The organism is Stutzerimonas stutzeri, from assembly GCF_000935215.1.
In the GTDB taxonomy this organism is placed as follows: Bacteria; Pseudomonadota; Gammaproteobacteria; order Pseudomonadales; family Pseudomonadaceae; genus Stutzerimonas.
Genome location: NZ_JXXD01000052.1, coordinates 48,617 through 58,796 on the forward strand (window position 1 = coordinate 48,617; position 10,180 = coordinate 58,796).

Annotated in this window: 11 protein-coding genes; 4 read left to right on the forward strand and 7 right to left on the reverse strand. The window is 61.9% G+C overall.

Annotated elements, in window-relative coordinates:
- The first annotated feature begins 62 nt into the window (after positions 1-62).
- The 3 genes from LO50_RS07405 to LO50_RS07415 are packed head-to-tail and all read left to right on the forward strand — an operon-like array spanning position 63 to position 1,224.
- The gene (locus LO50_RS07405; protein ID WP_044314580.1) at positions 63-392 is read left to right on the forward strand and encodes a helix-turn-helix domain-containing protein; all 330 of its coding nucleotides are present in this window, start codon (positions 63-65) and stop codon (positions 390-392) included.
- On the forward strand, positions 389-757 hold the full coding sequence (locus tag LO50_RS07410) for a hypothetical protein (RefSeq protein ID WP_003301276.1): 369 nt from the start codon (positions 389-391) through the stop codon (positions 755-757). The genes LO50_RS07405 and LO50_RS07410 overlap by 4 nt, the downstream gene beginning before the upstream one ends.
- Entirely contained in the window at positions 757-1,224 is a 468-nt protein-coding gene (locus LO50_RS07415) for an SEL1-like repeat protein (protein ID WP_003301275.1), read from the forward strand. The genes LO50_RS07410 and LO50_RS07415 overlap by 1 nt, the downstream gene beginning before the upstream one ends.
- Here the strand turns inward: LO50_RS07415 and LO50_RS07420 are convergent.
- Both LO50_RS07420 and LO50_RS07425 read right to left on the reverse strand, forming a co-directional pair.
- Entirely contained in the window at positions 1,191-2,987 is a 1,797-nt protein-coding gene (locus LO50_RS07420; protein ID WP_044314581.1) for a bifunctional diguanylate cyclase/phosphodiesterase, read from the reverse strand. The genes LO50_RS07415 and LO50_RS07420 overlap by 34 nt on opposite strands.
- Before the next feature lie 99 nt (positions 2,988-3,086).
- Positions 3,087-5,171: a carboxy terminal-processing peptidase gene (locus tag LO50_RS07425; protein WP_044314582.1), complete on the reverse strand. Its 2,085-nt coding sequence runs from the start codon at positions 5,169-5,171 to the stop codon at positions 3,087-3,089.
- Positions 5,172-5,345: 174 nt separating this feature from the next.
- Between LO50_RS07425 and LO50_RS07430 the strand changes: the two genes are divergently transcribed.
- Complete coding sequence (locus LO50_RS07430; RefSeq protein WP_044314583.1) at positions 5,346-6,308, forward strand: NAD(P)H-quinone oxidoreductase; 963 nt, start codon at positions 5,346-5,348, stop codon at positions 6,306-6,308.
- A gap of 91 nt (positions 6,309-6,399) precedes the next feature.
- On the opposite strand, the gene LO50_RS07435 is transcribed toward LO50_RS07430, so the two are convergent.
- The 5 genes from LO50_RS07435 to minC form a co-directional block, all read right to left on the reverse strand.
- On the reverse strand, positions 6,400-7,689 hold the full coding sequence (locus LO50_RS07435) for a M18 family aminopeptidase (RefSeq protein ID WP_044314584.1): 1,290 nt from the start codon (positions 7,687-7,689) through the stop codon (positions 6,400-6,402).
- Between the two features lie 113 nt (positions 7,690-7,802).
- Entirely contained in the window at positions 7,803-8,438 is a 636-nt protein-coding gene (locus LO50_RS07440) for an RluA family pseudouridine synthase (RefSeq protein ID WP_044314585.1), read from the reverse strand.
- Positions 8,439-8,637: 199 nt separating this feature from the next.
- The gene (minE, locus tag LO50_RS07445; RefSeq protein WP_003301267.1) at positions 8,638-8,895 is read right to left on the reverse strand and encodes a cell division topological specificity factor MinE; all 258 of its coding nucleotides are present in this window, start codon (positions 8,893-8,895) and stop codon (positions 8,638-8,640) included.
- The gene (minD, locus tag LO50_RS07450) at positions 8,892-9,707 is read right to left on the reverse strand and encodes a septum site-determining protein MinD (RefSeq protein ID WP_003301265.1); all 816 of its coding nucleotides are present in this window, start codon (positions 9,705-9,707) and stop codon (positions 8,892-8,894) included. Before minD ends, minE begins: the two co-directional genes overlap by 4 nt.
- Positions 9,708-9,803: 96 nt before the next feature.
- Positions 9,804-10,180 (reverse strand): septum site-determining protein MinC (minC, locus tag LO50_RS07455; protein WP_044314586.1); only part of this gene is annotated, 377 nt, incomplete at its 5' end.

Genomic DNA, 10,180 nt, shown 5'->3' on the forward strand with positions numbered 1-10,180 from the left:
TCAAGGAACGGCAAGGGCTGTTAAGATCCCGCTTCTGATCGAAGAAGCCTGGGGAAATACGGATGAATGTACAGGTCATCATGCGTGACGGCTCGCCGGAATACGCCGTACTGCCGTGGGACGAGTACCAGGCGCTTCTGAATGCGGTCGGTGTCAAATCGTCCGTTACCATTGACGTCCCATCCAATGGCACTCAATCACCCCCGTCCCTGGTCGAGCTGAGTGCTCTGCGTGAGGCCAAGGGGCTTTCTCAAGAAGCGTTGGCGCGCGCTGTGGGGATCAGTCCAGCCTACCTGGGGCTGATCGAGGCGGGAGAGCGCGAACCCGATGCTGCGATTCGTCGAGCACTGGCACGTGCGTTGGAAATTGCCGGCTGGGAGGGCGACGCTTGACGTCAGTATCCATCAGCCGGCACCACTGGCAGGCGCTGCTTGCCGAACTGGATGCCGCTCGCAGGCAGAGACATCTGGTGACCTACCGTGCGCTGGTCGAGCGGCTCCAGTTGCCCACACCCGCCATGCGAACCCTTACCGCCGCGCTGGAGCACCTCGCTGCGCTGGATGCCCGCTCGGAGCGCCCGTTGCGCAGCGCACTGGTCATCAGTCAGGGTGCTAGTCGTTTGCCCCGCACGGGCTTTTTCGAGTGTGCTGCGCGGTTGGGACGCTTCTCGGGGCCGGCGGACGGTGCCGCCGCTGCATCCTGGCATGCGGGAGAGGTGGCGCGCGTTTTCGAGTTCGTTTATTCGGAGGAGCTCTGATGCTGGGCAGGCTGCGTGCAAGGCTCGGTTATTTAACTGCCCGCAAATTGATGACGTCGCACTACGCGGTTCAGCAACCGAAGATCTGGCGTTGGATGGAAGGGCAATTCGCGCGGATGGCGGCACTGGGCGACGTGTCGGCGCAGAGTTTCTACGGTCATATCCTGTATTTCCGCGGCCGCGGCTATGGTGCCAAGCTGGAAGGCGTTCGCCTTCTAAGGCTGGCGGCCAAGGCGGGAGATGTGAAAGCGGCATATCAGATGGGCGTCATCAGCCTCAGCGAAGATGCCTCCCACGGCCCGGATGGCAGTGAGGCGGCGCGCTGGTGGTCCCAAGCGGCCGAGGCAGGGCATCCACTGGCGGCGGTTCGCCTCGAGCAACTGTATCGTGCCGGCGGCCACGGCCTGGCCGCAGACCCCCAGCAGGCAGATCGTTACAAGGCGAAGGCGGAGCAGCTGGGGTTGTAGGCATCCTGCGTTGGCTGCCCTGCATCGATCAGGTGGAAGCTCGGGCCGTTCACCTGTTTGGCAAAGCGCTTGGCCTCCGAAGCAAGGGCGGCGAGCCTGCCTGCATCCAGGCGGTCAGTGTGCTCCGGGTGCACGCTGACGATCCCGATCGAGAGTGACAGCAGGGCATAGCGCTGTTTACGCCCGTCACGGCTGGTGGAAATAAAGCAGCCGGCTGCGAGGTGTTCTGGCTGGTAGAAGGCGCTGCTGCGAAGCGCGAAGGCGCTGTGCAAGTCGGCAATGCGCTGCTCCCAGTCGTGACCGCTTAGCACCAGCATGAAATCATCCCCGCCAATATGGCCGACGAAATCCATCTGTGGGTCGACCCGGTCGTTCAGACATTGGGCCAGGCACAGCAGCACTTCATCGCCTTTGGCGTAGCCATACAGATCGTTGAAAGGTTTGAAGTTGTCGATGTCGACGTAGCAGACCATCGCCCTACGTCGCTGTAGCAGCATGCGGGTCAGGCACTGCTGGATAGGTACATTGCCCGGCAACAGTGTCAGGGGATTGGCGTGGCGCGCCTGCTGAATCTTCAGTTCGGTTATCAACCTCAGAACATCGATGACGCGGCCCAGACCGAGGTATCGACCTGCCTGTGTGATGACGAAGTCTTCCTCGATTCTTTGGCGCGCCCGGCTGGTGAGCAAGCGGCTGACCTGTTGCAACGACTGGTCGAGCTCGACGGCGAGGAAATCCGTGCTCATCAGGCGGCTAAGCGGTTTGCGTGCCAGCAGATCGGTGGCGTAGGGCTTGAGCAGCGCGTCGGAAATGAGATTGCGGTGAAGTATGCCGACCGGCCTGGCGTCAACGTCCAAAACTGCGATCGAGTTCAGGGCCGGCTGTAGTCGAAACGCCTCGAGCATTTCAGCGACCGGACGTTCTGCGGCCATGGCGGGTTGTCGGATAAGCAGTCCGGACAGGTTGCCGGACTCCTCGCCCAGGACCGCCTGCTGGGCCTCCGGGGGTGGCAGGACCTCGTCGATGTCCTGGGCAGGCAACTCCAGCGGACGTCCGAGCAGATAGCCCTGCACCAGATCGATACCCATGCCGGCCAGCACCGCCAGTTCCTCGCGCAGTTCGATACCTTCGGCGATGACGTGGGCACGCGATGCGCGGGCGATCTTCAGGATGGATTCGACGAACTCGCGCTTCACGGGGTCGAGATGGATGCCGTCGATGAAATAGCGGTCGATCTTCACATAGTCCGGTCGCAGCTCGGACCACAGGCGCAAACTCGAATATCCGGCACCAAGGTCGTCGAGCGCTATGCTGAAGCCCATCGAGCGATAGTGATGAAGCGCCTTGTCCAGCAGCTCGAGATCGTCGGCCGGTGCCTGCTCGGTCAGCTCGATGACCACGTTGTCCGCGGAAATGCCATAGGTGTGCAGCAGCTCGAGCGTGCGCCCGGGCTTGTGGGTCGCGTCAAGTAGCGTTTCCGGTGAGGCGTTGAGAAAGAGCTTGCCGCTTAGCGCCCCCTGGCTGTAACGCCGGCACGCTGTTTCGCGGCAGGTCATCTCCAGTTCGTTGAGCCGGCCGGCGTGGCGTGCTGTGGCGAGCAAATTGATCGGGGAGTGCAGCGGGCCGTTGGATGGTCCACGGCTGAGTGCTTCATAACCGAGAATGCGTCGCTCCGAAAGCGAGACGATGGGTTGGAACAGGGTGGTGATGTCGCCGTGAGCAAGGATATGTCCCAGCGTGCTCAACTGCTCGGTGACTGTCATGGAGGTCTCTGGGCGTGAAAAGAAAAGGGCCGCAGCGCGGCCCTTTCATTTCACGATATCGTGATGTCAATTTGATGACATCGCAGCGCTCCACTCGATTCAGTGCTTGGCCATCGCCGAGCTGAGACCGAGGTAATCGAGCAGAATGCGTCCGCTCTCGGAGAGGTAGGCATCATCCTCCGGCTTTGGTTTGTCCGCTTCCGCGTGAGGCGTGTTTTCGTCTTCCTTCTCCAGCTTTGCCAGTGGTTCCTCACCTTTGGCCAGGCGCAATGCATTCTCCAAGGCCAGCTGACGCTTCTCGATATCGGCCTGCTGTGCACGCCGCTTTTCTTCATTGAGGCTGACGGTGGTTTCGTGCATCAGCTCCTGGGCAAGCGCCAGGCGATCGCGGGTGAAGACGAAGTCCGGGTTTTCGCCGGTGCGTGCTTCATGGCGTGCCTTCAGCTCGGCGAGGAACGGCTTGAACGGGTTCATGTGCGGATTGATCGCCGCGCGGATGCTGTCCCAAGGCAGCGCTTCCGGCAGCGCACTCTCACCGATTTCCTTGGTGTCGACATCGGCAGGGTAGCTGATGTCGGGAATCACACCCTGATGCTGAGTGCTCTGCCCGGATACGCGGTAAAACTTGGCCAGGGTCAGTTTCAGCTCACCATGGTTGAGAGGCTGGATCGTCTGCACGGTGCCCTTGCCGAAGGTCTGGCCACCGAGGATTAAGGCCCGGTGGTAGTCCTGCATCGCGCCGGCGAAGATCTCCGAGGCCGATGCCGAAAGACGGTTGACGAGGACGGCCAGCGGCCCCTTGTACAGCGCGCCGGTCTGTTCATCGGCAAGCACGTCTACGCGGCCATCGCTGTTGCGTACCAGCACAGTCGGACCCTGATCGATGAATAGGCCGGTGAGCTCGGTGGCCTCTTGCAGTGAGCCGCCGCCGTTGTTGCGCAGGTCGATGACCACGCCGTCCACTTTCTCTGCTTCCAGTTCGGAGAGCAGCTTTTTAACGTCACGCGTGGTGCTCTTGTAGTTCTGGTCCCCGGCGCGCAGTGCCTTGAAGTCGAGGTAGAACGCCGGAATTTCGATCACGCCGAGCTTGAAGTTCTGCCCCTGGTGTTCCAGGTTCAGCACCGACTTCTTCGCTGCCTGCTCCTCGAGCTTCACTGCTTCGCGGGTAATGGCGACGACCTTGCTGCTCTGGTCATTCGGCGCGTTGCTCGCCGGGATGACTTCCAGACGCACGACGGAACCCTTCGGGCCGCGGATGAGCTTGACCACCTCATCCAGACGCCAGCCGATGACGTCGACCATCTCATCGTTGGCCTGGCCGACGCCGACAATCTTGTCCGCTGGCGCCAGCTGCTTGCTCTTCTCCGCCGGGCCGGCCGGCACCAGGCGTACGATCTTCACGTGCTCGTTGTCACTCTGCAGCACCGCGCCGATGCCCTCGAGCGACAGGCTCATGTTGATGTCGAAATTCTCCGCGCTGTCCGGCGACAGGTATTGGGTGTGCGGATCGTAGGTCTGCGCGAAGGCGTTGATGTAGGTCTGGAAAACGTCCTCGCCACGGGTCTGGTTCAGGCGCGATAGCTGGTTCTTGTAGCGTTTGGTCAGCAGTTCCTCAATGGCCTTCGGCTCCTTGCCGGCGATCTTCAGACGCAATACCTCGTCCTTTACCCGTTTGCGCCACAGGTCATCCAGCTCTGCGGTGTCCTTGGCCCAGGCGGCCTTCTCACGGTCGACCAGCAGCTCCTCGTCGACGCTGAAGTCGAAGCTGTCGACGCCCTTGTCGAGCAGGCTCAAGGCGTAGTTCAACCGGTTCTGCAGGCGCTCGAGATGACGGGTGTAGATGATGAAGCCGGGCTCGAGATTGCCGCCCTTGAGGAAGTCATCGAACTGGTTGCGCCACTTGCCGAACTCTTCGAGATCAGATGCCAGGAAATAGCTGCGCGAGGGATCGAGCATCTGGATGTAGCTGTCGAAAATCTTTGCCGAACGCGCGTCGTTCAGCGGCGGCTTGTTGTAGTGATGGCGCTTGAGCAGTTCGACGACGTTCAGGCTGGCGATGACCTGTTCACGATCGGGTTGCAGGTAGTCCCAGTTCTCAGGCGTGCTGACGGCTTTGGCCATCGCCAGGGAAGCGTGAAGGCCGAACAGAACGGCGAGAACGGTGCAGGTCAGCGTACGTTTCATGGCTTGGGGGCGACGTAAGGCTAGGGAATAACGCATATTAGGCCATCTAAAGTAGGCGCCGGTTCGGTTTTCCGTCCGGCGGTGGAAAGCACAAGCCCGATGGTTGAGGTGGTCAAAGAAGGCCAGCGAGCGATCAGTTGGGTGGGCATAGATAGGAACCACTATGGAGGCAGCATGAAGGCATTGCAAGGTATCGAGGGGCATCTGGAGTGGGCCGAGCGACCGGCTCCGGCGTGCGGCGATGGCGAAATCCGTATCCGTGTGGCTGCTGCCGGGCTGAACCGTGCGGACCTGCTGCAGCGAGGCGGACACTATCCGCCGCCGGCAGGTGTCACCGACATCCTGGGGCTGGAATGCGCAGGGGTGGTCGCCGAGGTCAGTGGGCGTAGCCGCTGGAAGGTGGGTGATCGCGTGTGCACGCTGCTGGCTGGTGGTGGCATGGCCGAGGAGGTGGTGGTCGATGCCCGTCATGCGCTGCCGGTTCCCGAGGGCATGTCGCTGCATGAAGCTGCGGTGATCCCGGAGGTATATGCCACGGCCTGGCTCAATCTCTATCGCCTGGGCGCTTTGCTGGCCGGCGACAAGGTGCTGCTGCACGCTGGCGCCAGTGGTGTCGGCTCGGCGGCGATCCAGTTGTGCAAGGCTTTCGGCAATCCCTGCTGGGTCAGTGTCGGCTCGGCCGAGCGGCTGGCCTACTGTGAGTCGCTCGGTGCTCAGGGGGGTGTGCTGCGTGGTGACTCGCTCGAAGCGCTACGCGATTTTGGTCCGTTCGACATGATCCTCGACCCGGTCGGTGCCAAGTACGCCGCATTGAATATGCAGCTGCTGGCGATGGATGGGCGTTGGGTGATGATCGGCTTGATGGGGGGACGCAAGGCCGAGATGGATCTGGCTGGTTTGCTGGCCAAGCGCATCCAGTTGATCGGCTCGACCCTGCGCAGCCGCGACGCCGATTACAAGGCCGGGCTGCTGGCGGAAATGGAAGAGAAGGTCTGGCCGCTGTTCGCCCAGGGCAAGCTTTCGCCGCGTCTGGAGCGAACCTTTGCCATCGGTGATGTGGAGGCTGCATTCGAAACGCTGGCCAGCAACACCGTGTCCGGCAAGGTGGCCCTGGTGATCGATAGCGCGCTTTCCTGATCCGCATCGGCCTGATGTGGACGGAGCCAGATTTCGCTTTGCCTTGATGGATCGAGCAGGTTTGCAGTGCTGCAGACCTGCCCGGTGCGGTTCAAGGCAACTGGCTGCTGGCGTAGAACGCGGTCAGTACCTTGACCAGATGCGCCAGGTCCTGGCTACCCGCAAGCTCGCGGATCGAGTGCATGGCGAAGGTCGGCAGGCCGATGTCGACGGTACGCACACCTAGCTGACTGGCCGTGATCGGGCCGATCGTGGAGCCGCAACCCATGTCGCTGCGGGTGACGAAACTCTGCACCGGCACTTCGTTTTCCAGGCAGAGATGGCGGAAAAAGCCGGCAGTTTCGCTGCTGGTGGCGTAGCGCTGGTTGTTGTTCACCTTGATCACCGGGCCGGCGTTGAGCTTCGGCCCGTGATTGCCGTCGTGCTTGTCGGCATAGTTCGGGTGCACCGCGTGGGCATTGTCGGCGGAAATCAGCAGGGAATGGCTGATGGCGCGCTGGAAGTCGTCCTCATCCGGCAGCACGCGACGCAAGACCTGCTCCAGGAACGGGCCATCCGCGCCGCACAGCGAGGTCGAGCCGACTTCCTCGTGATCGGTGCAGACGAGTACGCAGGTGTGCTCGGGTTCGGCGTTCAGCAAAGCCTGCAAGCCCGCAAAGCACGAAAGCAGATTGTCCAGACGGGCGCCGGCGATGAAGTTACTGTGCAAGCCGATGACCGCCGCGCTCTGGGTGTCGTAGAAGCTCAGTTCGAAGTCCAGCACCACGTCGGCGACCAGCCCATGTTCACGCCCGAGTTGATCGGCGAGCAGTGCGCGGAAGTCCGGGCTTTCCTGGCTGGCGATCTGGGCCAGAATCGGCGGTAGCTCGTTCTGCGCGTTGATGGCCCAGCCCTGATTGGCTTCCCGATTGAGGTGAATCGCCAGGTTCGGAATCGTCGCGATCGGAACCTTGAAGTCGATCAGCTGGCTTTCGATGCGGCCATCACGGCTGTAGGTGACACGGCCGGCCAGCGACAGATCGCGGTCGAACCAAGGAGCGAGCAGGGCGCCGCCATACACCTCGACACCCAGCTGCCAGAAGCCCTGGCGCTGCAGCTCGGGCTGCGGCTTGACTCGCAGGCACGGGCTGTCGGTATGGGCGCCAACCAAGCGCAGGCCGTGTTCGACGAGCGCTTTGCTGCCCAGCTGGAAGGCGATGATGGCCGAGTCGTTGCGGGTGACGTAATAACGCCCGCCCGCCTCGGTATGCCAGACCTCGCGCTCGTCCAGCGCACGGTAGCCGGCGGCCTGTAGCGCTTGGGCGAGATTCTGGGTGGCATGGAACGGGGTAGGGGACGCCTGCAGATATTCGATCAGGCCTTGGTTGAGAGCTTTGCGCATTTCGGACTCCGGACTGCAAGGTCACGAAGTCTATAGCATTCGACACCTGGTCATAAGCGCACCGGCACCGCCTGCATTTAGTAAGTGCGCGCGATGGCACGTGCTTGTCGTCATCAGAACGGTGCCGGGCACTCGAAGCGCAGGCGCTCGCCGGTTTGCGGGTGGGTCAGGGTGAGCATACTGGCGTGCAGACACAGGCGCTCATGGGCTTGCAGGGCTTGCTCGTGGGCATACAGGCGATCGCCAAGCAGCGGATGCCCGATCGACAGCATATGGACTCGCAACTGGTGGGAGCGGCCGGTGATGGGGGTCAGCTCGACGCGGCTGTAGTCGCCGCAGCGTTCAAGCACGCGCCAGAAGGTCAGTGCATGCTTGCCCAGCTCGTGGTCGACGACGTGGCGCGGCTTGGTCGGCGGATCGTAGCGCAGCGGCAGGTCGATGCTGCCGCTGTCCTGTTCGGGCTGGCCCCAGCACAGCGCGGTATAGGCCTTTTCCGTTTCACGATCATGGAACTGACGGGACAGCTCACGGTGCGTATCGGCATCGCGGGCAAGCACGATAAGCCCGGAGGTTTCCCAGTCCAGGCGATGCACGATGCGCGCTTCGGGATAGCCGTTTTCCTGCAGGCGGGTCACCAGGCAGTCACGGTTGTCTTCGGCGCGGCCCGGTACGGACAGCAGCAGGGTCGGCTTGTTGATGACCAGCAGGGCAGCGTCCTGATGGACGATCTCGATAGCGCTTAGAGGCATTCGCTTTTCCACAAACGAAGACGGCGACCCGTGGGCCGCCGTTTCTGTACGCCGGTGTTCAGAGCCTATTCACGGTCTAGCGAGCTAGAGTCCTGCAAGGCAAAAACAGGCGAGAAGCGGAGTTTACTGAAGTAAATGAGCATTCCGAGCCTGTTTTTAACGCAGCAGAACCGACGCGCAGCAGATCGTGTGTGGGTTCTCAGCGATCCGGTAGGGTGATGTTCAGTTCGAGAATCGAGCAGCTGCCCTGGTCCTCGAGTGCAACCTGGACCTGATCGCTGTCGATGTTGACGTACTTTCGGATCACCTCGACCAGCTCTTTCTGCAGGGCCGGCAGGTAGTCCGGCTCGGTGCGCTGGCCACGCTCGTGGGCGACGATGATCTGCAGACGCTCCTTGGCGATCGCGGCTGGGGTTTCCTTCTTCTTGCGTTCACGGAAGAAGTCGAAAAGGTTCATTCGCGGCCTCCGAAAAGTCGTTGCAGGAAGCCCGGCTTCTTGACGTCGAGGAAGCGGTGCGCGACTTCCTTGCCGAGCAGACGGTCCACGGCGTCGCTGTACGCTTGGCCGGCGTCGCTCTGGTCGTCGAGAATCACCGGGATACCCTGGTTGGAAGCCTTGAGTACGGCCTGCGACTCGGGGATCACGCCCAGCAGGCGGATGGAGAGGATTTCCTCGACGTCTTCGACGCCGAGCATTTCGCCCTTGGTGACACGCTCGGGGTTGTAGCGGGTCAGTAGCAGATGTTCCCGAATCGGCTCTTCACCGTTCTCGGCGCGACGCGATTTGCTCGCCAGCAGGCCGAGCATGCGGTCGGAGTCGCGAACCGAAGAGACTTCCGGGTTGGTGACGACGATGGCTTCGTCGGCGAAGTACATCGCCAGGTGCGCGCCCTTCTCGATACCGGCCGGGGAGTCGCAGATGACGTATTCGAAATTCTTGCCCAGCTCGTCGATGACCTTGCCAACGCCTTCCTGGGTCAGCGCGTCTTTGTCGCGTGTCTGGCTGGCGGCCAGCACGTAGAGGTTCTCGAGACGCTTGTCCTTGATCAGGGCCTGGGTCAGGGTTGCGTCGCCATTGATGACGTTGACGAAGTCGTAAACCACCCGGCGTTCGCAGCCCATGATCAAGTCGAGGTTCCGCAGACCGACGTCGAAGTCGACGATGACAGTCTTGTGGCCGCGCAGAGCGAGGCCGGTACCGATGGCGGCGCTGGTGGTGGTTTTACCAACGCCACCTTTGCCGGAAGTGACTACGATGATCTTGGCCAAGGTGATTCACCCTAAATATTTAAAAAATCGGGACCTTACGCCGATCTCAGCGTCAGGATTGCCCGTTTGGTCCTTGAAAATTCGCGGCAGTATCCGTTAAAGGCGGGTGATGTTCAACACGTCGCCAGAGAGGCTGATCTGTACCGCTTCAGCCCAGAGAGGATCGCGTCGCAGGTCCTCGGCTACCTTGTACTGGCCGGCGATGGAGACCATTTCAGCGGTGAGTTGCTGACAGAAGATCCGCGCCGAAGTGTCGCCTTTGATACCCGCCAAGGCGCGACCTCGAAGCGGACCGTAGACATGGATGTTGCCATCGGCGAGAAGTTCCGCACCGGGGCTCACGGGAGCGAGAACGATGAGGTCGCCGCCTTGCGCGTAGACCTGCTGGCCGCCGCGGATGGGGGTGGTCACGACGCGGGTCGGGCGATAGACCGGCTCGGCTGGTTTGGCCGGGGTTTTCGAGCTCAGGTCGA